Source organism: Limnohabitans sp. Hippo4, assembly GCF_003063605.1.
Lineage (GTDB): Bacteria > Pseudomonadota > Gammaproteobacteria > Burkholderiales > Burkholderiaceae_C > Limnohabitans_A.
Window position 1 is genome coordinate 112,221 of record NZ_NESE01000001.1, and the last position, 25,601, is coordinate 137,821.

Annotated in this window: 22 protein-coding genes; 20 read left to right on the top strand and 2 right to left on the bottom strand. The window is 51.4% G+C overall.

The window, feature by feature from the left end:
* The first annotated feature begins 85 nt into the window (after positions 1–85).
* From B9Z46_RS00520 to B9Z46_RS00600, 17 genes are all read left to right on the top strand, one after another.
* A complete protein-coding gene (locus tag B9Z46_RS00520; protein ID WP_108254162.1) occupies positions 86–1,714 on the top strand; it encodes a 3-(methylthio)propionyl-CoA ligase in 1,629 nt (542 codons plus the stop codon).
* 131 nt (positions 1,715–1,845) lie between these two features.
* A complete protein-coding gene (locus B9Z46_RS00525) occupies positions 1,846–3,081 on the top strand; it encodes a branched-chain amino acid ABC transporter substrate-binding protein (protein ID WP_108254163.1) in 1,236 nt (411 codons plus the stop codon).
* A 90-nt stretch (positions 3,082–3,171) separates the two neighbouring features.
* Positions 3,172–4,206, top strand: a complete 1,035-nt coding sequence (locus tag B9Z46_RS00530) for a branched-chain amino acid ABC transporter permease (protein ID WP_108254164.1) — start codon at positions 3,172–3,174, stop codon at positions 4,204–4,206.
* A 4-nt stretch (positions 4,207–4,210) separates the two neighbouring features.
* A complete protein-coding gene (locus B9Z46_RS00535; protein WP_108254165.1) occupies positions 4,211–5,500 on the top strand; it encodes a branched-chain amino acid ABC transporter permease in 1,290 nt (429 codons plus the stop codon).
* Positions 5,500–6,270, top strand: coding sequence for an ABC transporter ATP-binding protein (locus B9Z46_RS00540; protein WP_108254166.1), 771 nt, complete (start codon positions 5,500–5,502; stop codon positions 6,268–6,270). The genes B9Z46_RS00535 and B9Z46_RS00540 overlap by 1 nt, the downstream gene beginning before the upstream one ends.
* 1 nt (position 6,271) lies before the next feature.
* On the top strand, positions 6,272–6,967 hold the full coding sequence (locus B9Z46_RS00545) for an ABC transporter ATP-binding protein (RefSeq protein ID WP_108254167.1): 696 nt from the start codon (positions 6,272–6,274) through the stop codon (positions 6,965–6,967).
* A gap of 137 nt (positions 6,968–7,104) precedes the next feature.
* Positions 7,105–9,216 carry a 3-hydroxyacyl-CoA dehydrogenase NAD-binding domain-containing protein gene (locus B9Z46_RS00550; protein ID WP_108254168.1) on the top strand — a complete coding sequence of 704 codons (2,112 nt, stop codon included), beginning with the start codon at positions 7,105–7,107 and terminating at the stop codon, positions 9,214–9,216.
* Positions 9,217–9,231: 15 nt separating this feature from the next.
* The gene (locus B9Z46_RS00555) at positions 9,232–10,407 is read left to right on the top strand and encodes an acetyl-CoA C-acyltransferase (RefSeq protein ID WP_108254169.1); all 1,176 of its coding nucleotides are present in this window, start codon (positions 9,232–9,234) and stop codon (positions 10,405–10,407) included.
* A gap of 90 nt (positions 10,408–10,497) precedes the next feature.
* A complete protein-coding gene (locus B9Z46_RS00560; RefSeq protein WP_108254170.1) occupies positions 10,498–12,348 on the top strand; it encodes an acyl-CoA dehydrogenase in 1,851 nt (616 codons plus the stop codon).
* Positions 12,348–12,677 (top strand): Dabb family protein, encoded by a 330-nt coding sequence (locus tag B9Z46_RS00565; RefSeq protein WP_233245863.1) that lies wholly within the window; start codon positions 12,348–12,350, stop codon positions 12,675–12,677. The genes B9Z46_RS00560 and B9Z46_RS00565 overlap by 1 nt, the downstream gene beginning before the upstream one ends.
* 19 nt (positions 12,678–12,696) lie before the next feature.
* Positions 12,697–13,488 carry an SDR family oxidoreductase gene (locus B9Z46_RS00570; RefSeq protein ID WP_055360774.1) on the top strand — a complete coding sequence of 264 codons (792 nt, stop codon included), beginning with the start codon at positions 12,697–12,699 and terminating at the stop codon, positions 13,486–13,488.
* A gap of 3 nt (positions 13,489–13,491) precedes the next feature.
* Positions 13,492–13,920, top strand: coding sequence for a PaaI family thioesterase (locus B9Z46_RS00575; RefSeq protein ID WP_108254171.1), 429 nt, complete (start codon positions 13,492–13,494; stop codon positions 13,918–13,920).
* Between the two features lie 23 nt (positions 13,921–13,943).
* Positions 13,944–14,960: an NADP-dependent oxidoreductase gene (locus B9Z46_RS00580; protein ID WP_108254172.1), complete on the top strand. Its 1,017-nt coding sequence runs from the start codon at positions 13,944–13,946 to the stop codon at positions 14,958–14,960.
* A 28-nt stretch (positions 14,961–14,988) separates the two neighbouring features.
* The gene (locus B9Z46_RS00585) at positions 14,989–15,924 is read left to right on the top strand and encodes a glutathione S-transferase family protein (RefSeq protein WP_108254173.1); all 936 of its coding nucleotides are present in this window, start codon (positions 14,989–14,991) and stop codon (positions 15,922–15,924) included.
* Positions 15,921–16,823, top strand: a complete 903-nt coding sequence (locus tag B9Z46_RS00590) for an SDR family oxidoreductase (RefSeq protein ID WP_108254174.1) — start codon at positions 15,921–15,923, stop codon at positions 16,821–16,823. The genes B9Z46_RS00585 and B9Z46_RS00590 overlap by 4 nt, the downstream gene beginning before the upstream one ends.
* Positions 16,824–16,892: 69 nt before the next feature.
* A complete protein-coding gene (locus B9Z46_RS00595) occupies positions 16,893–19,292 on the top strand; it encodes a Tex family protein (RefSeq protein WP_108254175.1) in 2,400 nt (799 codons plus the stop codon).
* Positions 19,293–19,300: 8 nt separating this feature from the next.
* The gene (locus tag B9Z46_RS00600) at positions 19,301–20,386 is read left to right on the top strand and encodes a patatin-like phospholipase family protein (RefSeq protein WP_108254176.1); all 1,086 of its coding nucleotides are present in this window, start codon (positions 19,301–19,303) and stop codon (positions 20,384–20,386) included.
* Here B9Z46_RS00600 and B9Z46_RS00605 read toward each other — a convergent pair whose 3' ends face one another.
* Positions 20,387–21,523, bottom strand: a complete 1,137-nt coding sequence (locus B9Z46_RS00605; RefSeq protein ID WP_055360767.1) for an iron-containing alcohol dehydrogenase — start codon at positions 21,521–21,523, stop codon at positions 20,387–20,389.
* A 102-nt stretch (positions 21,524–21,625) separates the two neighbouring features.
* On the opposite strand from B9Z46_RS00605, the gene B9Z46_RS00610 reads away from it, so the two are divergent.
* Together B9Z46_RS00610 and B9Z46_RS00615 are read left to right on the top strand one after the other, a co-directional pair.
* Positions 21,626–22,597: an alpha/beta hydrolase gene (locus B9Z46_RS00610; RefSeq protein WP_108254177.1), complete on the top strand. Its 972-nt coding sequence runs from the start codon at positions 21,626–21,628 to the stop codon at positions 22,595–22,597.
* A 27-nt stretch (positions 22,598–22,624) separates the two neighbouring features.
* On the top strand, positions 22,625–23,485 hold the full coding sequence (locus B9Z46_RS00615; protein ID WP_108254797.1) for a YbgC/FadM family acyl-CoA thioesterase: 861 nt from the start codon (positions 22,625–22,627) through the stop codon (positions 23,483–23,485).
* On the opposite strand, the gene B9Z46_RS00620 is transcribed toward B9Z46_RS00615, so the two are convergent.
* Positions 23,482–24,471, bottom strand: coding sequence for a folate-binding protein YgfZ (locus B9Z46_RS00620; protein WP_108254178.1), 990 nt, complete (start codon positions 24,469–24,471; stop codon positions 23,482–23,484). The two genes, B9Z46_RS00615 and B9Z46_RS00620, sit on opposite strands and share 4 nt — an antisense overlap.
* Positions 24,472–24,599: 128 nt before the next feature.
* Between B9Z46_RS00620 and mltG the strand changes: the two genes are divergently transcribed.
* Complete coding sequence (mltG, locus tag B9Z46_RS00625) at positions 24,600–25,598, top strand: endolytic transglycosylase MltG (protein WP_233245864.1); 999 nt, start codon at positions 24,600–24,602, stop codon at positions 25,596–25,598.
* The last annotated feature ends 3 nt before the right edge of the window (positions 25,599–25,601 follow it).

Below are 25,601 nucleotides of genomic sequence, written 5' to 3' on the forward strand. Positions count from 1 at the left end.
CCATCGAGATACAGGGTATACACCAAGTACCAAGGTCTCATGCTAAAAAGCGATTTGTTGTTCATTTTGAGATGTAAAGGCAGATATGTTCGGACTCATGCAGCAGCAATCTTTGCTGATTTCTTCTTTGATTGATTTTGCTGAACGCCACCATGGCGACGGTGAAGTAGTTTCTCGACGTGTTGAAGGCGATGTGCATCGCTATACCTGGGCTGATGTGGCGAATCGATCTCGGCAATTGGCCAATGCCTTAGACGGCTTGAAGCTGGGGCAGGGCGATCGTGTTGCCACGTTGGCATGGAATGGCTACCGTCACCTTGAGATGTATTTTGGGGTGAGCGGCTCTGGACGCGTTCTGCATACGCTGAACCCCCGATTGCATCCAGATCAGGTGGTGTGGATTGTCAACCATGCAGAGGATCAAATTCTCTGCTTTGACATGACATTCTTACCTTTGGTGCAAGCGGTTCATGCGCGTTGCACGACCGTGAAGCACTGGGTTGCTCTTTGCGATGCCGATAAATTGCCAGCGGACACAGGCATCCCGAATCTGACCAGTTATGAAACTCTGATTGGACAACAAGCAAAGACTTATGTTTGGCCGCAATTGGATGAAAACTCTGCGTCTAGCATGTGCTACACCAGCGGCACCACAGGCAACCCCAAGGCGGCTTTGTACAGTCACCGATCGACTTTGCTCCATGCCTATGCAGCTGCCTTGCCTGATGTCATGTGCATTTCAGCGCGCGATGCGATCTTGCCTGTCGTGCCCATGTTCCATGTGAACGCATGGGGTATTCCCTATAGCGCAGCCATGACAGGCGCTAAATTGGTCTTTCCTGGCCCTGCCTTGGATGGCAAGTCGGTCTATGAATTGATTGAAGCAGAGAAGGTGACCTTTGCTGCGGGCGTACCCACCGTTTGGCAAATGCTGCTGGGTCACATGAAACCTGCCCATTTGAAATTCAGTTCATTGAAGCGAACTGTGATTGGGGGTTCAGCTTGCCCGCCCGCCATGATCGATGCTTTCCGTGATGACTATGGCGTTGACGTTTTGCACGCATGGGGCATGACTGAAATGAGCCCCTTGGGCACGCTTTGCACATTGAAAAACAAACACCTCAGTTTGCCTGCAGAAGCACAAATGAAATTGCGCTTGAAGCAAGGCCGTGCCATCTTTGGTGTTGACATGAAAATCGTCAACGATGCTGGTGAGACATTGCCGCACGACGGAAAAACATACGGTGATTTGCTCGTCAAAGGACCTTGGATCATTCGTGAATATTTCAAGCAAGAAGGCCCACCCCCATTGATCGATGGATGGTTCCCAACCGGTGATGTGGCCACCATCGATGAAGATGGCTTTATGCAAATCACAGACCGAAGCAAGGATGTGATCAAGTCCGGCGGAGAATGGATCAGCTCCATTGACATTGAAAACATTGCCATGGCCCATCCCGACGTCGCCATGGCGGCTTGCATTGGCATGCCGCATCCGAAGTGGGACGAAAGACCTGTGGTGTGCGTGGTCAAAAAACCCGGCAGCGCCTTGAGCTCGGCAGAAATGCTCAAATTTTATGAGGGCAAAACTGCGAAATGGCAAATACCAGATGACGCCATTTTTGTCGAAGCAATCCCTTTGGGCGCAACGGGAAAAATGCTGAAAACAAAACTACGTGAACAACTTTCAGGTTACAAATTGCCTGGCCTTTGATGGACGTCAAGCTTGGTGCTTTTGTGTGAGTCACGTGGGCGATACCGCCTAGGGCAAACCCCGACCAGTAAAACTTACAAAAGCGTTACGCTGACACCCGTTAGAGTTTTTCATAACAGTTGGAGCTAAATATGAAATTTGCAGTTCGTTCTATCGCTGTTGCCTCTTTGGCAATGTGTGCTTTCGGTGCTTTTGCTCAAAAGGGCGAAACCGTCAAAATCGCATGGATTGACCCCTTGTCTGGCCTCATGGCACCTGTGGGCAACAATCAACTCAAAAGCTTCCAGTTCTTTGCTGAGAAATACAGCAAGATCAATCCTGCAGGGGTGAAGTTCGAAGTGGTTGGCTTTGACAACAAGCTGAGCCCCGCTGAGAGCTTGAACGTTTTGAAGGCAGCCACCGACCAAGGTATTCGCTACATCACGCAGGGCAATGGCTCAGGCGTTGCAGGTGCTTTGATTGAAGCCGTTAACAAACACAATGAACGCAACCCCGGTAAAGAAATTATTTTCTTGAATCACTCAGCTGTGGACCCCGATTTCACCAACAGCAAGTGCAGCTACTGGCACTTCCGTTTCGATGCAGACACCTCCATGAAGATGGAAGCTCTGACAACGTTCATGAAGGACAGACCCGAAACTAAAAAGGTCTTCTTGTTGAACCAGAACTATTCACACGGCCATCAAGTGGCCAAGTTCTTCAAAGAAGGTATCAGCCGCAAGCGTCCTGATGTACAAATCGTGGGTGAAGACTTGCACCCCTTGGCGCAAGTTCGCGACTTTGCACCCTACATTGCCAAAATCAAAGCATCTGGCGCCGACTCCGTCGTCACCGGTAACTGGGGTTCAGATTTGGCCCTGTTGGTCAAAGCTGCCAACGAAGGTGGTTACACAGGCAACTTCTACACTTACTACACTGGTGTTACAGGTACACCCACAGCATTGGGCAAGAGCGGTGAAGGTCGCGTGTTCCAAATTGCTTACGGCCACTACAAAATGGGCGGCCAGATGGACAAATGGCAAGACGAGTTCAAGGCCAAGTTCAACGACGACTTCTACACGGGTTCTGTTCATAGCATCTTCGCGGTTTTGGGCGATGCCATGGCCAAAGCCAAATCCACTGATCCAGTCAAAGTAGCTGCAGCCATGTCAGGCATCAAGACCACCAGCGTATTCAATGGTGAAGTCGAAATGCGCAAGAGCGATCACCAGTTGCAACAACCTTTGTACCTGACCGTTTGGAGCAAGGTCGACAAGAAGTACAACTACAGTGTCGAGAACACTGGCATGACGTTGGTGCCTGTGAAGGAATTCCCTTCCTACATTTCAAGCACACCAACCAGCTGCCAGATGAAGCGTCCTGCTTAATTGCTGTGAGTCTTCGGATGGGCCCGCTCCTCAGGGGGTCGGGCCCATCTTGTTTTTTGTGACTTGCCATGGGTGGCGGAAAGTAGTTTTATGGAGTTCTTCATCATCTCCATGCTCAATGGTTTGAGCTATGGGTTGTTGTTATTCATGCTCAGTTCAGGCTTGACCCTGATCTTCAGCATGATGGGGGTCTTGAATTTTGCACATGCATCGTTCTACATGATCGGTGCCTATTTTGGTTACACCTTAACCAGCGTCATTGGGTTTTGGCCTTCACTGATCATTGCCCCCATCTTGGTGGGAGTCACAGGTGTTCTCTTTGAACGCTTGTCTTTGCGCAAAGTGCACAAGTTCGGTCACGTTCCAGAATTACTGGTCACCTTTGGCTTGTCCTACATCGTCTATGAGTTGGTCCAACTCATTTGGGGCAGAACAGCCGTTGACTTTACGCCACCCGAAATTCTGCGTGGTGCCGCTTTTACGTTGGTCAATCACTCAGTCAACGGTTTGCAGATGATTTGGGGGGCAGCCCCTGCAGAAATGTGCAAAGCGGCTGATGCCAGCATTCGTTTGGTTTGTACGCCTTTTCCAGCCACCCGAGGCTTCATGATGATTGTGGCCTTGTTGATGTTGTTTTCACTTTGGCTGCTATTAACAAAAACACGAATTGGCCTGGTGATCCAAGCAGCATTGACACACCCAGAGACCGTTGAAGCACTTGGGCACAATGTGCCACGTGTGTTCATGCTTGTATTTGGTGCAGGTACAGGTTTGGCTGGTTTGGCTGGCGTTATTGGTGGTAGCACTTATGTCACTGAACCTGCCATGGCCGCAACTGTAGGTTCTGTTATTTTTGTGGTGGTCGTGGTGGGCGGTATGGGGTCCTTGTCAGGCGCTTTCTTGGCATCTGTCTTGATCGGTGTCATTCAAACATTTGCCATTGCTTTTGATTATTCTTTTGTCAGTGTCGCCAAACACATGGGATTTAATTTGTCTGACGCCTTGATGAACAACTCAGTTTTGAAACTGACCATTTCACAAGTTGCACCTATCTTGCCTTACTTGTTCTTGGTCTTGATTTTGATTTTCCGTCCAAAGGGACTTTTAGGTACCCGAGAAGGATGATGTCATGAGCAGTACCTTTAAATTCAAACCCTATAACGTTGGCAGATGGGTCATCTGGAGCCTTTTTGCCATCGTCCTCATTTTTGCACCCTTGGTTTTCACCAGCAACTTGTCTGGAACCATGTTGGCTCAAATGGGCATCGCCATCATTGCGTGTTTGTCCTATAACATTTTATTGGGGCAGGGCGGTATGTTGAGCTTTGGCCATGCGGTTTATACCGGTCTTGGCTCCTTCGTCGCCATTCACGCTTTGAATTCCATCAGTGGTGGACAATCCAATATCCCTGTCAGTCTCATCCCTTTGGTTGGCGGTATTGCAGGCATTGGTTTTGCTGTTTTGTTTGGTTATGTCACCACCAAAAAAGCAGGCACACCGTTTGCCATGATTACCTTGGGTGTTGCTGAACTTGTGTTCGCCATGTCCTTGATGTTCTCGGAGTTCTTTGGTGGCGAAGCCGGTATTTCTGGAAATCGCGTTGCGGGTCAAGCCTTTATGGGCATTACCTTTGGTCCTCAGATTCAAATTTACTATTTGATCGCCATCTATACATTTGTCTGCGTGGCACTGATGTATGCCTTCACCCAAACGCCTTTGGGACGCATTTTGAATGCCGTACGCGATAACCCCGAGCGTGTGGAGTTCATTGGTTACAACACCCAACGTGTGCGTTATTTGGCGTTCATCATTGCAGGTTTTTTTGCAGGCATTTCAGGCGGACTTGGCGCGCTCAATTTTGAAATTGTCACGGCAGAGGTGGTGGGCGCAGGACGCTCGGGAGGCTACTTGCTCTTTACCTTTTTGGGTGGCGCCACATTTTTCTTTGGCCCGATCATCGGCGGTATCCTGATGGTTTTGGCCTTCGTGTTGCTGTCCGAACTGACCAAAGCTTGGCTTCTGTATTTGGGCTTGCTGTTCTTGTTCATGGTGATGTATGCGCCTGGCGGCATTGCCAGTTTGATCATGATGAACTTGCGTGTTGCAGCGTTTGGCAAGCTCAAGCAAATATGGGTCAGTTACTTAGGTCTTTTTGTAACGGCCTTTGTTGCACTCATTGGCGCGGGTGCCATGATTGAAATGGTTTACCACCTTCAATTGAACTCCGCCTTGGGTGACACCTTGAAATTCATGGGTGTCACTCTGAATGCCAAAGGCATCGACAGTTGGGTTGGATCCATTTTTGTCATGATCACTGGCTTGGGCTTGTTTGAAATTGCCCGCCGTCATTTCATGATCGAATGGGGCGACATTCAAGTTGACATTGAAAAAGAAATTAAACGTCGGGAGACAGCGTGATGTCTTATGCGCTAGAACTCAAAGATCTCCGAAAAAATTTCGGAAAAACAGAAATCATTCGCGGTGCTAATTTGGCCGTTAATGCTGGTGAGCGTGTTGCCATCATTGGCCCTAATGGCGCTGGTAAATCTACCTTGTTCAACTTGATCAGTGGTCGATTTGGTCCAACCAGTGGTGAAATTTTGCTCAATGGGCACCGCATTGATCACAAAGCGCCCTATGAAATCAACCGCATGGGTTTGTCACGTAGTTTTCAAATCACCAACATCTTTCCCAAGCTTAGTGTTTTTGAAAACTTACGCTGTGCCGTGTTGTGGAGTTTGGGCTACAAATACACCTTCTTGAAATTTTTGTCCGGCTTAAAAGATGCCAACGAATTGGCAGAGAAGTACATGGAAATGATCCGCCTCGACAAAAAGCGAGACTTGTTAGCCATGAACCTTACCTACGCAGAGCAACGTGCTTTAGAGATAGGCATCACCATTGCGGGTGGCTCTGATGTCATTTTGCTCGACGAGCCTACAGCTGGCATGAGTAAAAGCGAAACGACACGGTTCATCAGTTTGATCAAAGAAGTCACCGTCGGTAAAACATTGCTAACAGTGGAGCATGACATGGGGGTGGTGTTTGGTCTTGCCGACAAAATTGCGGTCGTGGTCTATGGCGAGGTAATTGCCTTTGATACGCCCGAAGCTGTCAGGTCCAATGCGCGAGTCCAAGAGGCCTATTTAGGTTCTCATGTGGCTGACGAACAAGCGGGAGGTCACTGACATGTTGCACATTGACAATCTTCATGCCTTTTATGGCAAAAGCCACGTGCTGCACGGCGTCAGCTTCAACGTTAAACCCGGCGAAATTGTGGCACTTTTAGGTCGCAATGGTTCAGGTCGATCAACAACTGCCAAAGCCATCATGGGCTTGGTCGATAGCCAAGGTGACATCGGTTGGAAAGGCCAAAACGTTGTTGGCAAAAAAGCCTTCGAAATCGCCCACTTAGGGATTGGCTACGTGCCAGAAAATCGGGACATATTTCCCAAACTCACTGTGCATCAAAATTTGCTCCTCGGTCAAAAAGGAACTGGCAAGGGCAGTCGTTGGAGTTTTGACGACATGTATCAAATGTTTCCGCGGCTTTTGGAGCGCCAACACACTGAGGCTGGCGTTTTGTCGGGTGGTGAGCAACAAATGTTGACCTTGTGCCGTACCTTGATGGGCGATCCAGACTTGATCATCATCGATGAACCCACGGAAGGTCTTGCGCCTAAAATTGTTGTTCTGGTGGGTGAGTATCTCAAAAAGCTCAAAGACCGAGGTATTTCGGTATTGCTCATCGAGCAAAAACTGACCATTGCCATGAAGATCTCAGACCGTGCCTTGGTCATGGGCCATGGCAGTATTGTTTTTGAAGGCACCCCAGAAGAACTTAACGCGAATACCTACATTCGTAAGGAGTGGTTAGAGGTTTAAGGTGCTTTGATGGTGCGAAAAACACCGTCCCATGAGCGACAAACCCCCTACACACACTCGCCGAAACACCCTAGAATTAGCCAAAATAGAACGCCCGTTCTATTTTGGGATTGACACCACCTTTAGAGGAAAACAGCATGACCGCTGAATACAAAGTCATTGGCGATGTGGCCGTGATTACCATGAGCAACCCTCCCGTCAATGGGCTAGGACTTGCAACTCGCGTCGGCATCACCAACGGCTTGACCCAAGCCAACAGTGACGCTGCCGTTAAATCCATCATCATCACGGGTGCTGGCAACGCTTTTTCTGGCGGTGCCGACATCAATGAATTTGGATCACCCAAGGCGATCCAAGAGCCCAACCTGCTCAGCGTCATTCGCGCCTGCGAAAACTCTGCCAAGCCCGTTTTGGCCGCTGTTCACTCCGTTGCCATGGGCGGTGGTTTGGAGTTGGCATTGGGTTGCCATTACCGCATAGCAGCACCTGGCTGCAAAGTGGCACTGCCTGAAGTGAAGTTGGGCCTGATTCCCGGCGCTGGCGGCACACAGCGTTTGCCACGCGTTCTTGGTGTTGAGCCTGCCCTGAACATGATTGTCAGCGGTGAACCCATCAACAGCGAAATGCTGGCCATGTTGCCAGGTCAAAAGTTGTTTGATCGCATGGCCACTTCTGCCGAGTCTTTGGCCGCTGAAGCAATGGACTACGCTAAAGAATTGGCTGCACAACACGCTGACGGTTCTGCGCTGCCATTGGTTCGCAATTTGCCTTGCAAACACCCACAAGGCGACGCTTATTTCCAGTTCGCTCGCAACATGGTCAAGGGCATGGCCAAAAACTATCCAGCGCCTCCCAAGTGTGTGGATGCGGTTGAAGCGGCTACGAAGAAAAAATTCGAAGACGGCATGGTCTTTGAGCGTGAAATTTTCACCAACCTCATGTGGACACCTGAGTGCCGTGCATTGCGCCATATTTTCATGGCCGATCGCGCTGCGTCCAAAATTCCAGATGTGCCAAGTGACACACCCAAGCGCACCATTGCGTCTGTGGCCGTCATTGGCGCGGGCACCATGGGTGGCGGCATTTCCATGAACTTCTTGAACGCAGGCATTCCTGTCAAGATGCTCGAAATGAAGCAAGAAGCTTTGGACCGCGGTGTGGCCACCATTCGCAAGAACTACGAAGCTCAAGTGAAGAAGGGCAAGTTGAAGCAAGACAAATACGACCAGCGTATGGCTTTGCTCACCACCACTTTGAGCTATGACGACATTGGCAGCGCCGACTTGGTCATCGAAGCCGTGTTTGAAGAGATGGGCGTGAAAGAAGCCGTGTTCAAAAAGCTCGACGAAGTGATGAAGCCTGGTGCTATTTTGGCCTCCAACACATCTACTTTGGACGTCAACAAAATTGCTTCTTTCACCAAGCGTCCAGAGGACGTGGTGGGCATGCACTTCTTCAGTCCTGCCAACGTCATGAAATTGTTGGAAGTCATTCGCGGTGCCAAAACCAGCAAAGAAGTGCTGGCCACCGTGATGGCTTTGGGCAAAAAAATCAAGAAGACAGCCGTGGTGTCCGGCGTGTGCGACGGTTTCATCGGCAATCGCATGATTGAGCAATACAGCCGTCAAGCTGGCTTCCTGATTGAAGAAGGTTGTACGCCTGCACAAGTTGACAAAGCCGTTGAAAAGTTCGGTTTTGCGATGGGCCCATTCCGCATGGGCGACTTGGCCGGCAACGACATTGGCTGGGCCATTCGCAAGCGTCGCAATGTTGAGCGTCCTGGCATGAAGTACAGCAAAACAGCTGACCTCTTGTGCGAGATGGGCCGCTTCGGTCAAAAGACGGGCGCAGGCTGGTACGACTACCAAGCAGGCAAACGCGATGCCATTCCCAGTGCCTTGGTTGTTGAGATGATTGAAAAACACCGTGCTGCTGAAGGCATCACACCGCGCAAAATTTCAGATGAAGAAATCGTGCAGCGTTTGGTGTACTCCTTGGTCAATGAAGCCGCTCACATTTTGGAAGAGGGCATTGCCAGCAAGGCCAGCGACATCGACATGGTCTACCTCACTGGTTATGGATTCCCCATCTTCCGCGGCGGCCCCATGTTGTACGCAGACCAAGTTGGTTTGTTCAATGTGGCCGAAGCCATGAAACGCTTTGCCAAAAACCCACGCGACGATGCCGCTTTCTGGCAACCCGCTCCGCTGCTTGCCCGCTTGGTGGCAGACGGCAAAACATTCAACTGATCAGAGGTATTCAATATGACCAACGCCGTCATTGTTTCGACCGCACGCACACCTCTGGCCAAGAGCTGGAAGGGTGCTTTCAACATGACCCATGGCGCCACATTGGGTGGCCATGCGGTTCAACACGCCGTTCAACGTGCTGGTATTGATGCCTCTGAAGTTGAAGACGTCATCATGGGTTGCGCCACACCGGAAGGCGCTACTGGCGCCAACATTGCACGTCAAATTGCATTGAAGGCTGGCATGCCTATTTCTGTGTCTGGCATGACCGTCAACCGTTTCTGCTCATCGGGTTTGCAGACCATTGCATTGGCTGCCCAGCGCATCATCGCTGGCGAAGGCCAGGTCTATGTGGCCGGTGGTGTTGAAAGCATTTCTTGCGTTCAACAAGAAGCCAACCAACACATGCTGCAAGATTTGGCTTTAGCCAAAATGAAACCAGAAATTTACTGGAACATGTTACAGACGGCAGAGCAAGTGGCCAAGCGCTACAAAATTGGCCGTGACCGCATGGACGAATACGGTGCGGCCAGCCAACAAAAAGCTTGTGCAGCCCAAGCCGCTGGTTTGTTCAACGACGAAATTGCACCGATCACAGTGTCTGCAGGCGTCATCGACAAAACGATGGGTATGATGACCAAGCAAGTGACCGTCAGCGTGGACGAAGGTTTGCGTGAAGGCACAACAGTTGAAGCCATCTCAGGTCTGCGCTCAGCTTTGCCTGGTGGTTTAATTTCTGCAGGCAACGCCAGCCAATTCTCAGACGGCGCAGGCGCTTGCGTTTTGATGGACGAAAAATTGGCCGAGCAACGCGGCTTGAAGCCTCTGGGACGATTCTTGGGCTTTGCGGTTGCCGGTTGCGAACCCGATGAAATGGGCATCGGCCCTGTGTATGCTGTCCCCAAAGCTTTGGCACGTTTAGGCCTCAAAGTTTCCGACATTGATTTGTGGGAATTGAACGAAGCCTTTGCGGTGCAAGTTTTGTATTGCCGCGACACTTTGGGTATTCCTCCCGACCGCCTTAACGTCAATGGTGGCGCCATTGCCGTCGGTCACCCTTACGGCGTGAGCGGACAACGCCTCACAGGCCACGCATTGATCGAAGGCAAACGCCGCGGTGCTAAGCGTGTGGCTGTCACCATGTGCATTGGTGGTGGCATGGGTGCTTGCGGTATTTTTGAAGTGCTCTAAACGCACACGCTCAGCATCCACTAAGCAACCACGGGCGACCCGCTATCCATGCAGGCCGCCCGTTTTTAATTTTACTGAGAGCTATTTGCCATGAGCCTTCGGACTACGCTGGACTTTTTGTTGTACGAATGGTTGGACGTTAACCAACTGCAACAACGCGAACGATTCGCGGACCATAGTCAAGAAACCTTTGATGCCGTGCTGGACACTTGCGAGCGAATTGCCCGCGAAAAATACGCGCCCTTCAATCGCCTTGTCGACACAGAGGAACCTCGCTTTGATGGCGATAAAGTGATTCTGCCGCAAGCCACGCACGACGCGCAAAAAGCTTACGCCGCATCCGGCATGCTCAGCGCAGCGCAAGACTACGAGATTGGTGGCATGCAGTTGCCCTATACCGTTGAAGCGGCGGCCAATACTTTCTTTGCCATGGCTTCTGTCAGCATGGGCTCGGGTTTATTGACTGTCGGCAATGCCAATTTGCTGATGGCGCACGGTTCGGAATTGCAAAAGAAAGTGTTTGCTCTCAACGAGTTTTCAGGACGCTGGTCTGGCACCATGTGCTTGTCTGAACCTCAAGCAGGTTCTTCATTGAGCGACGTCATGACACGCGCCACGCCTGATGGCGCATCGTTCCAACAAGATCCTTTGGGTGCGCGCTATCGCCTCAAAGGTAACAAGATGTGGATCTCGGCGGGTGAACATGAACTTACCGAAAACATCATTCATTTGGTTTTGGCCAAAATTCCGGGTCCTGATGGCAAGTTGATTCCTGGCGTTAAAGGCATTTCCTTGTTCATCGTGCCCAAGAAAATGGTGAACACCGAAGGTCAATTGACGGGTGTTCGCAACGATGTGGCCCTGGCGGGTTTGAATCACAAATGCGGATGGCGTGGTACCACCAACACACTGCTGAATTTTGGGGAAGGCAAGTTCAAAGTTGCGACCGACAACACAGACTCAGATGGCTCGGGTGCTGTTGGTTACTTGGTCGGTGAACCAGGTCGTGGTTTGGGCTACATGTTCCACATGATGAACGAAGCACGGATCGGCGTGGGCTTGGCAGCCACCATGTTGGGCATGGCTGGCTATGAGGCCAGCTTGGAATACGCCAAAAACCGCCCACAAGGTCGTCCCGTTGCCGGTGGCTCACAGAAGGTGGTGAAGGATGCTGCGCAAGCGCAGGTTCGCATCATTGAACACGCCGACATCAAGCGCATGTTGCTGGCCCAAAAATCTTATTGCGAAGGTGCGTTGGCACTAGAGTTGTATTGCGCCAAATTGGTGGATGAGCAGCACACGGGTACAGCTGAAAATGCCGACGAAGCTCGCCTGCTGCTAGAAGTGTTAACGCCCATTGCCAAAAGCTGGCCCAGCGAATGGTGTCTGGAAGCCAACAGCTTGGCCATTCAAATTCATGGTGGCTATGGTTACACCCGAGATTTTCCTGTGGAACAGTACTGGCGAGACAACCGCCTGAACATGATCCATGAAGGCACCCACGGCATTCAAGGCATGGACTTGTTGGGCCGCAAAGTCTTGATGGAAGAGGGCAGAGGCGTGAAGCTCTTGGCTGCACGCGTGATGGCGACAGCTCAAAAAGCACAAGCCTTCCCTGATTTGGCCGAGGATGCCAAAGCGCTGACTTCTGCACTTCAAAAAGTGACGCAGGCCACCCAGTCGGCTTGGTCTACGGGACAGCCTCAAGAGGCTTTGGCCAATGCCGTGCCTTATTTGCAAGCATTTGGTCATTTGGTATTGGCTTGGATCTGGTTGGACGTAAGCGCTTCATGCAGGGGTGAGGCTTCGGCTCAACAAACAGGCCGACAAGCAGCTGCAAAATATTTTTACCGCTATGAACTGCCCAAGATTGATGCTTGGCTCAATGTGGTTAGCAATCGCGACATGACGTGTGCCAACTTATCTGAAGAGGCATTTTGATGAATCACATGAAAAGCATGCCTCAAGGTTTGCGTCACATTGTGATGTGGACTTTGAAGGAAGAAGCAGAGGGTCAGACCAAAGCGCAGAACATGCTGAAAGCGCGTGAAGTGCTCATGAGTTGTTCCAGCTTGGTGCCCGGCATCGAATTTTTTGAAGTGGGCCTCAAATCAGAGGGTCTCGATTGCACTTGTGATGTCATCTTGAATTCTGTTTTCAAGGATGAAGATGCATTGACTGCTTATCAAAACCACCCAGATCACATCGCCATCAAACCGTTCATGAAAGCCATTGTCGCGCAGCGACAGTGCATGGATTTTTGGAACTAATTTTTACAAAGGATTGAATATGACACGTACCGTCAAACAACTCTTCGACTTAACCGGACAAACTGCATTGGTGACCGGAGGCTCTCGTGGCCTGGGTTTGCAGATGGCACATGCGCTTGGCGAAGCAGGTGCTCGATTGATGTTGAGCTCGCGTAAAGCGGATGATTTGCAAGAAGCCGTGGCTGAACTCAAAGCGGCAGGCATTGAGGCAGACTTCATTGCAGCAGACTGCGGTAAGGAAGAGGACATTCGCCGTTTGGCACAAGAGACCGTGAAAAAAATGGGGCGCATTGACATCTTGGTTAACAACGCAGGCGCCACTTGGGGCGCAGCTGCTGAAGTTCATCCAGTCTCCGCTTGGGACAAAGTGATGAACCTCAATGTGCGAGGCTATTTCATCTTGGCACAAGAAGTGGCCAACTTGTCCATGATCCCAAATGGTCGTGGCCGAATTTTGAATGTGGCATCGATTGCGGGCTTGGCCGGTAACCCACCTGAGATGCAAACCATCGCCTACAACACATCCAAAGGTGCTGTGGTCAATTTCACAAAGGCGCTGGCAGGTGAGTGGGGTCAACATGGCATTACCGTGAACGCCATTTGTCCAGGCTTCTTCCCCAGCAAAATGACCTACGGCTTGCTCGAAAAAATGGGCGCCGATCGCATGGCGAGCCACGCACCTTTGCGTCGTTTGGGCGATGACGAAGACTTGAAAGGCTTGACGCTGTTGTACGCCAGCGAGGCCGGCAAGCACATTACAGGTCAATGGCTGGCTGTTGACGGTGGCGTGAGTGCCATCATTGGTGGCTAAGCAATGAGCATTCCCTTTGGCGTCCACATTCCCTTTGTGGACAACCTCGGCTTCACATTAGAGAAGTTCGAGAACGGCACATCAGAGTTGCACTACAGCCCTCGCGCGGAGCATCACAATTCTTTCGCCATTACCCATGGCGGGGCTGTGATGACTTTGCTCGATGTGGTGATGGCCACGGCTGCACGCAGTGTTGAACAAGAGATGGGCGTCGTCACGATTGAAATGAAAACCAGTTTCATGCGCCCCGCCAAAACCACCGGCGATGAGCATCTGGTGGCCAAAGGTTTGCTACTGCATCGCACCAAAACCATGGCCTTCACAGATGGCAAAGTGTATGACGCTGATGGTCAACTGTGTGCCCATGCCACAGGGACCTTCAAGTATGTCAAGCGGACCCCTTCAGTGTCTTCACCCATTTCGACTGATTAATCAATTTCAACCAAGAGACAAACATGCCGACCAATCACATCATCGTTTTAGACAATCGTCCTGAAGGCGAAGCAACAGCTTCCAACTTCAAATTGATCACCGCAGAAACACCTGCTTTGCAAGACGGACAAGTTTTGGTTAAACACCATTACTTGAGCCTTGACCCTTACATGCGCGGCCGCATGAATGCTGGCAAAAATTATGCACAGCCCCAACCATTGGGCGAAGCCATGATTGGTGGCACTGTGGGTGAAGTTGTCGAGAGCAAGCACGCCAAATTCACGGTGGGTCAAACCGTGTTGTGCATGGGCGGCTGGCAAGAGTACAGCGTGATCAACGCTGATGCCGTGGGGGCGCTCAAGCATGTGAATGCAGAGAAAATTTCGATCAGCCATTACCTGGGTGCCGTGGGCATGCCCGGCGTGACGGCCTGGTATGGTTTGGTCAAAATCATTCAAGCCAAACCTGGCGCCACCGTCACAGTGAGCGCTGCCAGTGGCGCTGTGGGCAGCGCGTTTGGCGCGTTGGCCAAAGCACGTGGTTTTCGTGTGGTGGGCATTGCCGGTGGCAAAGCCAAATGCGATTACGTGGTCAATGAGTTGGGCTTTGATGCTTGCGTTGACTACAAAGAACACACCGATTACATCTCTTTGTCCAAAGCACTGCGAGATGCCTGTCCCAATGGCATTGATGGCCATTTTGAAAACGTGGGCGGCATGGTGCTAGATGCCGTGATGTTGCGCGCCAATGACTTTTCCCGCGTCGCTGTGTGCGGCATGATTGCAGGCTACAACGGAGAGCCTTTGCCCATGACCAACCCTACGTTGATCCTGAAAAGCCGTATGACCATTGAAGGCTTCATTGTGAGTGAGCACATGGAAGTGTGGCCTGAAGCCTTGGCTGAATTGGCTGAACTCATTGCCAGTGGCAAATTCAACCCACGTCAAACCATTGCGCAAGGCATTGCTTCTGCACCTGAAGCTTTCTTGGGCTTGCTCAAAGGTCAAAACTTTGGCAAACAACTGGTGAAACTGGTTTAAATCTATACCCATTTAAGAAAGCCAAGCCATGAGCCAACTGATTCTTCACCATTACCCAACGTCACCTTTTGCAGAAAAAATTCGTTTGATTTTGGGTTATAAAAAGTTGGCCTGGCAAAGCGTGATCATTCCGATGATCATGCCCAAACCCGACCTCACGTCTTTGACGGGTGGTTATCGTCGAACCCCCGTGCTGCAAATCGGTGCCGACATTTATTGCGATACCGCTTTGATTGCGGATGTTTTAGAGAAATTGGCGCCTGCCCCCAGCCTCTACCCATCACCCGTCAATGGCGCTTCCAGAATTGTGGCGCAATGGGCCGACAGTCAGGTATTTCCAGCAGCCATGGCTTATAACTTTCAACCCGCCGGTGTTGCCGATGTTTTTGCAGGTGCCCCTGAGGCGGTGGTTCAAGCTTTTGTCGCCGATCGCGCAGCCATGCGAGGTGGCGCGCCCAGAATGTCATTGGGCGAGGGCACCAGCACTTACAAAAGTCAATTGCGCCGCTTGTCAGACATGCTGACAGAGCACCCTTATTTGATGGGGGAGGTACCCACCATTGCCGACTTTTCTGCTTACCACCCCATGTGGTTCACACTGGAGAGAACTCCCAGTGTGGCGGGGATTTTAGACGCAACACCTTTACTCAAAGATTGGATGGCGCGCATGAAAGCCATCGGTCATGGTCAGCACGACAAGATGAAGTCAGACCAAGCGGTTGAGGTGGCCAAGCACGCAAGCCCCGAAGATGTTTCAAAGCTTGCTTTTGTTGACGATCATGGCATTGCCCTAGGTTCCGAAGTCACCATCACTGCAGATAACTTTGGTTTAGAACCCACCCCAGGTATTTTGGTTGCAGCGACCAAAACTCGACTCACATTGCGCCGTGAAGATGAGCGTGCAGGCAAGGTTCATGTTCACTTTCCCCGTAACGGATTTATTTTGAAGAAGGTCAAATCATGATTCGCAATTTCGAAAATAAAACAGCTGTCTTAACAGGCGGTGGCTCTGGCTTTGGTTTGGAATGTGCACGCATTGCAGCCCGCCTGAAAATGAATGTGGTGCTGGTGGATGTGCAGCAAGATGCACTCGACAAAGCAGAAGCTGAAATCAAAGCCACAGGTGTGAAGGTTTTTGCGAAGCGCGTGGACGTTTCCAATGCGGATCAAATGGACGCCTTGGCCAAGGATGTGCAAGCGCAATTTGGCGCGCCCCACTTTGTTTTCAATAACGCGGGTGTGGGTTCAGGTGGCTTGGTTTGGGAGAACACCGTGGCCGATTGGCAATGGGTCTTGGGTGTGAATGTTTGGGGTGTGGTGCACGGCGTGCGTTTGTTCACGCCCATGATGCTAGAGGCCGCTAAAAAAGATCCGGCCTACGAAGGCCACATCGTGAATACCGCCAGCATGGCCGGTTTGCTCACAGCCCCCAACATGGGTGTATACAACGTCAGCAAACATGCAGTGGTCGCTTTAACTGAAACCCTGTACCAAGATTTGAAACTTGTGACCGACCAAGTCAGTGCCAGCGTTTTGTGCCCTTACTTTGTGCCCACCGGCATTAGCCAAAGCCACCGCAACCGTCCGGCGGATTTACCGCATCAAAAGGCCACCAAAAGCCAACTGATTGGTCAGGCCATGAGCGACAAAGCGGTCAGCAGTGGCAAGGTGTCTGCCGCTCAAATGGCCGAAATGGTCTTTGAGTCTATTGCCAATGACCAGTTCTACATCTACAGCCATCCTCAGGCTTTGGGCAATGTTCAAACTCGTATGGAAGCCATTGTTCAGCAGCAAAACCCGCCCAATCCTTTTGCCGCACGTCCTGACATTGGCGAAAAACTCAAAGCCGAACTGCGCAGCTAAAAAAGAGCCACCGGAGTGTGGCAAACTCGTCGGTTGAGTTTTAGAAATCCCTAGAAGTTAGCCGACGAGATGCAGAAAATATTGGGCCAATTGGCCACTGAAATCAAAATCCGCCCTGAGCAAGTTCAGGCGGCCGTGAGTTTGTTAGATGGCGGCGCCACGGTGCCGTTCATTGCCCGTTACCGCAAAGAAGTCACGGGCGGCTTGGACGACATTCAGTTGCGTGAACTGGAATACCGTTTGGGCTACTTGCGTGAGATGGAAGAGCGCCGCACCACCATCCTCAAAAGCATTGCCGATCAAGGCAAGCTGACCCCCGATTTGCAATTGGCCATTGAACAAGCAGCCACCAAGCAAGACTTGGAAGATTTGTACCTGCCATTCAAGCCCAAGCGCCGCACCAAAGGCATGATTGCCAAAGAGGCTGGCATCGAACCCTTGGCAGATGCGTTGTGGGCCAATCCAACGCTTGATCCTCAAGTTGAAGCGCAGGCTTATTTGAAACCAGCCGATGCCATTGAAGGTGCCGACTTTTCAAGCATCGGTGCTGTGTTGGATGGCGTTCGAGACATTTTGTCTGAGCGCTGGGCAGAAGACGCCTCTCTCATTCAGGCTCTGCGTGAATGGCTCTGGAAAGAGGGTCTGTTCACCAGCCACTTGGCTTCGGGCAAAGACGAGAACCAAGCTGAGGTGGCCAAATTCAGAGATTACTTTGATTACAGCGAACCTATTGGCCGTGTGCCTTCGCACCGTGCCTTGGCCGTGTTCCGTGGCCGTGCTTTGGAATTCTTAGACGCCAAGCTCACTTTGCCAGAACCTGAGTCCCTCAATGCTTCTGCAGCACCACTGACTGCAACGGCTGCGGCTCAAGCCGCCAATGCATTAGCAGAAGGTCGCATTGCTTTACACCTTGATTGGTCACACAGTGCAAGACCCTCAGACGACCTGATACGTAAAACCATTTTGTGGACATGGCGCGTCAAGCTCAGTTTGTCATTAGAGCGCGATCTCTTTGCGCGCTTGCGTGAAGAGGCCGAAAAAGTTGCCATCAAAGTTTTTGCAGATAACTTGCGTGATTTGTTATTGGCTGCGCCTGCTGGACCTCGTGTGGTGTTGGGCTTGGACCCAGGCATTCGCACTGGTGTCAAAGTAGCCGTTGTAGATCACACGGGTAAATTGGTTGAAACTGCCACGGTCTATCCCCACGAGCCTCGCCGTGACTGGGATGGCTCTTTGCACACGTTGAACAAACTGTGCCAAAAACATGGTGTGAATTTAATCGCCATTGGCAATGGCACTGCAAGTCGTGAAACCGACAAATTGGCGGCCGATCTCATCAAGCAACTCAAAACATCCGACAGCCCCGAAATTCAAAAGGTCGTGGTGAGCGAGGCGGGCGCTTCTGTGTATTCCGCCAGTGAATTTGCCAGCCAAGAAATGCCCGATGTCGATGTGAGCTTGCGCGGAGCGGCCAGCATTGCGCGCCGCTTGCAAGACCCCTTGGCCGAGTTGGTCAAAATTGATCCGAAGTCCATCGGTGTGGGACAGTACCAACACGACGTCAATCAAACAGAATTGGCGCGCACCTTGGAAGCTGTGGTGGAAGATTGCGTGAATGCTGTGGGTGTGGACTTGAATACGGCCAGTGTGCCTTTGCTGTCTCGCGTTTCTGGTTTGTCCGGTGGTGTTGCCAAAGCTGTTGTGCGGTGGCGTGAGGCCAATGGCGCCTTCAAAAATCGTCAAGATCTGCTGAAGGTCACTGGACTGGGCGCTAAAACTTTTGAGCAAAGTGCTGGCTTCTTGCGCATTCGCGGCGGTGACAATCCATTGGACATGACGGGCGTTCACCCCGAAACCTATCCCGTGGTCGAAGCCATCATGGCCAAGGTGGCTCAGCCGGTTGAAAACGTTATGGGCCGCGCAGACATGCTTAAAACCTTGCGCCCAGAATTGTTTGCCAACGATAAGTTTGGTGTCATCACGGTCAAAGACATTTTGGTTGAGTTGGAAAAACCAGGCCGTGACCCTCGGCCCGATTTCAAAGTGGCGCGTTTCAATGACGGTGTCGATGACATACGGGATTTGAAAGAAGGCATGATTTTGGAAGGGACCGTGAGCAACGTCGCGGCCTTTGGCGCCTTTGTTGATTTGGGTGTCCACCAAGATGGCTTGGTTCACGTCAGTCAACTCAGCAACAAATTCATCACCGACGCACGCGAGGTGGTTAAGACGGGCGATATTGTCAAAGTCAAAGTGACTGAAGTGGATGTGGCGCGCAAACGGATTGGCCTCACCATGAAGCTCAGTGATGCATCACCATCAGCTTCGCAACGTGGTCGAGAAAATAAATTTGAAGGTGGCCCCCGTCAAGGTCATCAACACCAACGTTCACAGGGTCCCGCTCAATCTGGCAATTTAGGCCAAAGTGCCATGGCCTCTGCATTTGCCAAATTGCAAAACAAGGGTTGAGGGATCGCATGAAAGCCCTTGCCATCTATGCCGGCCCTCAAGCCAAGCAGCACCTGGCTTTGCATGGGCTGAGTGCATCCGATGTGAAGGTGATTCCTGCTGCCGCAGGAGGACCCAAGGGCTTAATCCTTGGCCCACTTGATCGATTCATGTTCAACGAGTGGTTGCCGACCAGTCAGCAAACGATTGATTTGGTGGGCGCCTCCATTGGTGCATGGCGCATGGCAACGGCCTGTTTACCTGAGAGTCGCGCTGGTTTGTTGAGACTGGAGCACGATTACATTCATCAACACTATGAATTGAAACCCGGCGAAAAGTTTCCCAGTGCGCAGCAAGTCAGCGATTCGTTTCGTGAAAATTTAGATTTGTTTTATGGCGGCCTGATTGAACCCCTGTTAAATCATCCACGTTTTCGTCTTCATGTGTTGACGTCTCGTGGCAAGGGTCTGCTTCATCGAGAGCACCCAGTCCTCAGTCCCTTAGGCTATGGTGGTGCATTTTTAAGCAATCTGATCCGTCGCAAAGCCATGGGGGCATCTTTAGAGCGCGTGGTGTTTTCATCTGCAGGTACATTGCCTTTTGGTACCCACGATTACGCAACACGGCAATTGCCTTTGACGACTTCAAATTTCATGGATGTGCTGCAAGCCAGTTGTGCCATTCCCTTTGTTTTGAAGGCTGTGCATGACATTGAAGGCGCGCCGCGTGGCGCTTACTGGGATGGTGGCATCACGGATTACCACTTGCACCTTGATTGGTGCAATGCTTCAAATGACTCAGCACCTGGTGGTTTGGTTGTGTATCCGCATTTTCAAAAAGCTGTGGTACCCGGTTGGCTCGACAAAGCCCTGAAATGGCGGCACAAAGCCAGCGCCTTTCTCAACAACACCTTGGTGTTGGCACCACGCCCCGAGTGGGTTCAAACATTGCCCAACAGCAAATTGCCCGATCGAACAGACTTTGCCACTTACGGCCAAGATTTGCAGGCGAGGGTCAAGGTTTGGCAAGCCGCGACCTCAGCCAGTCAACAACTGGCGGATGAGTTTGCCGCCTGGCTGGAAAAACCAGACATGGCCTGCGTGCAAGACCTTTGATTACATCGAGGCCGAGAGCATCTCTCTATATTCGTCTGGGCTTGCAATGCGGGGGTTGGTTTTGTGGCAGTGATCGGCCATCGCCCCTTGAATCACAGCATCAAATTGCGATTCAGTGACGCCCATGGCCTTCAGGCCTGAAGGCAATCCTAGTCGCGCACTCATGTCTTGAATGGCATGCGGAATGTCAGAACCGGAAGCTAAGCCCATCACCTGCGCCATGCGGTTTAAGCGGTTTTCTTTTTGCACGGTTTCAGCAAGGGCATTGAACTGGACCACTGCTGGCAAGAACATCGCATTCAAAGTACCGTGGTGGAGGCGGGGATTGACACCGCCCAAACTGTGGCTGAGCGAGTGAACGCAACCCAGGCCTTTTTGAAAGGCCATGGCGCCTTGCATTGAGGCACTCATGAGGTGCATGCGTGCCTCTTTGTCTTGGCCATTTTTCGTAGCGCGTTCAATGTGCGCCCAAGCGCGTTGCAGACCATCCAAGCCAATGCCATCGGCAGGCGGGTTAAAGGCCGGTGCCATGAAAGTTTCCATGCAGTGGGCAATGGCGTCCATGCCTGTTGCCGCAGTGAGCATGGGCGGCAAACCAAAGGTCAGCTCCGGGTCACAAATGGCGGCTTTGGGAACGATGAACCAGGAGTGAAAGCCCAGCTTTCGACCATCGTCAACGATCAAAATGGCGCCACGCGCCACTTCGCTACCGGTGCCACTGGTGGTGGGCACTGCAATGAGCGGTGCGACACGGTCTGTAATTTTGAGTGAGCCGCCTTCAATGGTGGCGTAGGTTTTGAGGGGGCCTTCGTGCGTGACGGCAATGGCCACACATTTGGCGCAATCTATGGAGGAGCCACCCCCCACCGCAATCAAGCCATCACAACCCTGGGCCTTGTAGACCTCGCTGGCCGCACGCACAGCGGCTTCTGTGGGATTGGAGGGGGTTTGGTCAAATACAGCCACCTGAATGCCAGGCAGCGCATCTAAGGCTTTCTGCAAAATGCCTGCGGCCTTCACCCCTTGGTCGGTCACGATAAGTGGTTTGTGGATGCCGACGCGTTCGCACTCTTGTTTTAAAAGTTGGATCGCGCCGAAGTCGATCTGAATCTGGGTGACGTAGTTGATGAAAGCCATGGTATTTTCTCTGTATGCGTTACGATCAACTCTACTGCATGACGCGTTTCAAGTCAGCCTCTACAACCCTGAAAAAGTCACATTGGCGATAAAAAAGCCACCATGAGCTCACACCACAACCCTCACAGCCGGCTGACCGAATCCATGCGCTTGGTTCTGCGCAACATTGAACGGGCAGGACGCCCACCGATGTATTTGTTGAATGCGCAACAAGCGCGTTTGTTTTATGAAGTGTCGGCCAGCATTTTGGATTTGCCTGAACCCCCAATGGCCAGGGTTGAGGACTTGCGGATTCCCATGCGTGATGGTCAATCCATCAAAGCCAGGTTGTTTGCACCTTATTCAAAATCTCATGCATCCCCAATCCCTACATTGGTGTATTTTCATGGGGGTGGCTTCACCATTGGCAGCATTCAAACGCACAATGTTTTGTGCCGTGAATTGGCTCGCATCGGGCAATGCGCTGTGATTTCTGTGGACTACCGTCTTGCACCCGAGCATCGATTTCCCGTTGCAACCGACGATGCCTGGGATGCACTCCAGTGGGTTTCAAAATCAGCAGAATCAATGGGGCTGCAAGCCAACGCATTGGCTGTGGGAGGCGACAGTGCTGGCGGCACTTTGGCTGCCGTTTGCGCCATTCACGCCAGAGATGCAGGCTTGAAATTGGCCCTTCAACTGCTCATTTACCCAGGGACTGCCGCACGCCAAGAAACCACCTCCCACAACACCTATCAATCTGGGTTCATGCTTGACAAAGCCACTGTTGATTGGTTTTTTGACCACTACATTGATGCCAAAGATCGAGACGATTGGCGTTTCGCACCCATGCTGGCAGAGCGACATGACGGTCTTGCACCGGCTTGGATTGGTTTGGCAGAATGTGACCCGTTGGTCGATGAAGGTGTTGCCTATGCCGATATGCTGCGCATGGCGGGTGTGAAGGTTGATCTTGAGATTTACCATGGGGTGGTTCATGGCTTTGTCAACATGGGGCGCGTCATACCAGAAGCGCGTCAAGCACATCAGGATGCGGGTCGCGCATTGAAACATGCCTTCGCTTTAGGCCAATGATTTTTGTTTGTCAGAAAGAACTTTTTCATGAAACGCAGTGACTTCCGATTCTTCCATCGCCTTCGCGTGCGGTGGGCTGAAATTGACATGCAAAAGATTGTGTTCAATGGCCATTACTTGACCTACATCGACACCGCTGTCACTGCATATTGGGGGCGCGTGGCCTTGCCTTACGAAACTGCTTTTCACATCTTGGGTGGAGAGTTGTACGTCAAGAAAGCCACCTTGGAGTACCACGCATCAGCGCTCATGGATGATGACCTGAGTGTGGGCATGAAGTGCAGCCGACTTGGCAAGTCGTCCATGGTGTTTGAGGCAGGCATTTTTCGTGGTGATAAGTTGCTGATCAGTGGCGAATTGATCTATGTGTTTGCCGACCCACTCACGCAAACCTCCAAGCCTATTCCAGAAGCTTTGCGCAACATTTTGTTGATATACGAGGCCGGTGAGTCCGTGGTGGATTTGAAAACAGGCAGCTGGGATGCGTTGAAGGAAGGGGCCGCTGCTTTGCGCACAGAAGTATTTGTGCATGAACAAGAAATTCCTCAAGAACTTGAATGGGACGAGCATGATGCAAAGGCCGTCCATGCAGTGATCTGGAACAAATTGGGTCAACCTGTTGCAACAGGTCGTTTACTGCAACCCAAACCACAGGTTTCGCAAATTGGCCGCATGGCTGTATCCAAACCTTTGCGAGGTGGTAACTTAGGCCGCCAAGTGATTGAGGCATTCATTGAGACCGCTCGTCAACGTGGCGACAAAGAAGTGATCTTGCATGCGCAATGCAGTGCAGAAGGTTTTTACCGCCGATTGGGTTTTCAAGCACATGGCGACATCTTTCAAGACGCCGGCATCGATCACATTGAAATGAGTTTGAAACTCGCTTAAATGTCTTCAAGCAAAGGGTAGGGCAAAGCACTGAGATGCAATTCGGGTCCCTCTGGATTGCCCAAGTGCAAGACTTGAGACGCTGAATTGATTTGCATCGACACAATACCCCACCACTTTGCGGCTTCTGCATTCGGCGTGCTGTCATGTTCGGCAACACTGGCCACAGTACCGCATGATTGGTCGAGGTCGTCGGCTGAAAATACCTCTTGGCCAACTTGCATGGGCGAATGACAAGCCACGATGAACGCGCGTCGTTTCAAGGTGCCTCGAAACTGGCTTCTGGCCACCACTTCTTGCCCTGGGTAGCAACCCTTTTTAAAACTCACGCCTTCCACCGATTCGTAGTTCAGCATCTGTGGCACAAAGGCCTCGGAAGTGGCTGTTTGAACCCTGCTGATGCCCGCTAAAACTTCAGCCAATTGCCATTCGTTTTCAGTTGCGGGGGGTAATGACTGACCTAAAAAAGCAAGAGAAGAGGACGCGTCTTTCAAACTAAGCCACAGAAGGCGTGAAATAGTCAAACCAGAATTCTTGGCACTGTGCAATTTGATGAAATGGCCTTCGCCCTCCTGCATGGCACGCCATGGCACTTCAGACTGCAACGCTGGGCAAGCTTGATCTGCCGTATTTCCCAAGAGGCCCCGCATTTCGTAGTGGGCTGTGACATCCGTGAGTTTGAGCTTTGCGCGCATCACAAACATGGACAAGCGCTTGAGGGTGCTTTGCAACAAGTCTTGATGGCATGCCAACAGGTACTTTTCTGCGCTGAGTTTGAGCACCACAAAACTGGCCATCAATCGGCCCTTGGCCGAGCAATAGCCAGCAAATCGCGCTTGTCCCACTGGCAAAAGCAAGACATCGTTGGTCAATTGACCTTGCAAAAAGCTGCCCGCATCAGGCCCCTCGGCCAAAATAAGCCCCCAATGTTGCGGGGTCAAAATGCCGGAGGGTGAGAATTTCAAATCAGGTTCAATCAGGTCCATGCCTGAATTATGATCTCCTCTGAAAAACCCAAAGGATCCAAGGTTTGAGTCGACCTGCGTCAAAAGCCAAAAAAAGCAAAAATTCACGAAAAAGACACTCGTGGGGGGCTTTTCTGTCCCTGTTTGCTTTGTCGGTCATAACCGTATTGGCTGCAGCGGTGTACTGGCTTCAAAGTCCAATGGGCTTCAAGCCATCGTATTTGAATGCGTCCCCCAGCGTTCAAGTGCTTGACTTGGCCATCGAACCAGGCACTTCCCCCAAAGGCGTAGCGCAAGCCATTGCCGATGCTGGTGCCGATGTGTCGCCAGAATTGTTACGGTTTTGGTTCCGTATCTCTGGACAAGACCGGGCTATCAAAGCGGGCAGTTATGAAATAACCCCAGAGATGTCGCCTCGTGTTGTGCTCAACATGCTGGCTCGTGGTGAAGAAACACTCAGAACGGTCACGCTGGTGGAGGGCTGGACTTTCAAGCAATTCAAACAAGCGCTGGCCAAGTCCGACAATTTAAAGCTCACCACGCAAGGCATGAGCGACGCGGAGATCATGGCGCAATTGGGTCGTCCCAATCTCCATCCAGAAGGTCGGTTTTACCCCGACACTTACACCTATGCCAAGGGTTCTACCGATTTGGCGGTGATGCAAAGAGCACTCAAAGCCATGGACCGCCATTTGACCAAAGTCTGGAATCAAAGGAAAAGCAATTTACCTTTAACGCACCCCGATGAATTGCTGACGCTGGCCAGCATCGTTGAAAAAGAAACTGGCCGAGCCAGCGATCGACCGCTTATTTCTGCAGTGTTTCACAATCGACTCAAAATGGGCATGCGTTTGCAAACAGACCCCACAGTCATTTACGGTTTGGGTGATGCGTTTGACGGCAATTTAAGGCGGGTCGATTTGCGCACCGATACACCTTACAACACCTACACAAGAGGCGGTTTGCCTCCTACACCCATTGCTATGCCTGGTAAGGCGGCGTTACTTGCAGCCATTGATCCTGCGCCTTCCAACGCCCTTTATTTTGTGGCCAAAGGCGATGGCACCAGCCATTTCAGTCAATCGCTGAACGAGCACAATAACGCGGTCAACAAATACCAACGCGGTTTATCCAAACAGGGACAATGATCT

Bases quoted from the DNA above. Each gene is read 5' to 3' on its own strand.
- B9Z46_RS00565 (WP_233245863.1), top strand. From the start codon at position 12,348: ATGAATCACATGAAAAGCATGCCTCAAGGTTTGCGTCACATTGTGATG.
- B9Z46_RS00605 (WP_055360767.1), bottom strand. From the start codon at position 21,523: ATGGCTTTCATCAACTACGTCACCCAGATTCAGATCGACTTCGGCGCG.
- B9Z46_RS00615 (WP_108254797.1), top strand. From the start codon at position 22,625: ATGAAACGCAGTGACTTCCGATTCTTCCATCGCCTTCGCGTGCGGTGG.
- B9Z46_RS00550 (WP_108254168.1), top strand. From the start codon at position 7,105: ATGACCGCTGAATACAAAGTCATTGGCGATGTGGCCGTGATTACCATG.
- B9Z46_RS00570 (WP_055360774.1), top strand. From the start codon at position 12,697: ATGACACGTACCGTCAAACAACTCTTCGACTTAACCGGACAAACTGCA.
- B9Z46_RS00585 (WP_108254173.1), top strand. From the start codon at position 14,989: ATGAGCCAACTGATTCTTCACCATTACCCAACGTCACCTTTTGCAGAA.
- B9Z46_RS00590 (WP_108254174.1), top strand. From the start codon at position 15,921: ATGATTCGCAATTTCGAAAATAAAACAGCTGTCTTAACAGGCGGTGGC.
- B9Z46_RS00530 (WP_108254164.1), top strand. From the start codon at position 3,172: ATGGAGTTCTTCATCATCTCCATGCTCAATGGTTTGAGCTATGGGTTG.
- B9Z46_RS00520 (WP_108254162.1), top strand. From the start codon at position 86: ATGTTCGGACTCATGCAGCAGCAATCTTTGCTGATTTCTTCTTTGATT.
- B9Z46_RS00595 (WP_108254175.1), top strand. From the start codon at position 16,893: ATGCAGAAAATATTGGGCCAATTGGCCACTGAAATCAAAATCCGCCCT.
- B9Z46_RS00610 (WP_108254177.1), top strand. From the start codon at position 21,626: ATGAGCTCACACCACAACCCTCACAGCCGGCTGACCGAATCCATGCGC.
- B9Z46_RS00580 (WP_108254172.1), top strand. From the start codon at position 13,944: ATGCCGACCAATCACATCATCGTTTTAGACAATCGTCCTGAAGGCGAA.
- B9Z46_RS00560 (WP_108254170.1), top strand. From the start codon at position 10,498: ATGAGCCTTCGGACTACGCTGGACTTTTTGTTGTACGAATGGTTGGAC.
- B9Z46_RS00525 (WP_108254163.1), top strand. From the start codon at position 1,846: ATGAAATTTGCAGTTCGTTCTATCGCTGTTGCCTCTTTGGCAATGTGT.
- B9Z46_RS00620 (WP_108254178.1), bottom strand. From the start codon at position 24,471: ATGGACCTGATTGAACCTGATTTGAAATTCTCACCCTCCGGCATTTTG.
- B9Z46_RS00535 (WP_108254165.1), top strand. From the start codon at position 4,211: ATGAGCAGTACCTTTAAATTCAAACCCTATAACGTTGGCAGATGGGTC.
- B9Z46_RS00575 (WP_108254171.1), top strand. From the start codon at position 13,492: ATGAGCATTCCCTTTGGCGTCCACATTCCCTTTGTGGACAACCTCGGC.
- B9Z46_RS00545 (WP_108254167.1), top strand. From the start codon at position 6,272: ATGTTGCACATTGACAATCTTCATGCCTTTTATGGCAAAAGCCACGTG.
- B9Z46_RS00600 (WP_108254176.1), top strand. From the start codon at position 19,301: ATGAAAGCCCTTGCCATCTATGCCGGCCCTCAAGCCAAGCAGCACCTG.
- B9Z46_RS00540 (WP_108254166.1), top strand. From the start codon at position 5,500: ATGTCTTATGCGCTAGAACTCAAAGATCTCCGAAAAAATTTCGGAAAA.
- B9Z46_RS00555 (WP_108254169.1), top strand. From the start codon at position 9,232: ATGACCAACGCCGTCATTGTTTCGACCGCACGCACACCTCTGGCCAAG.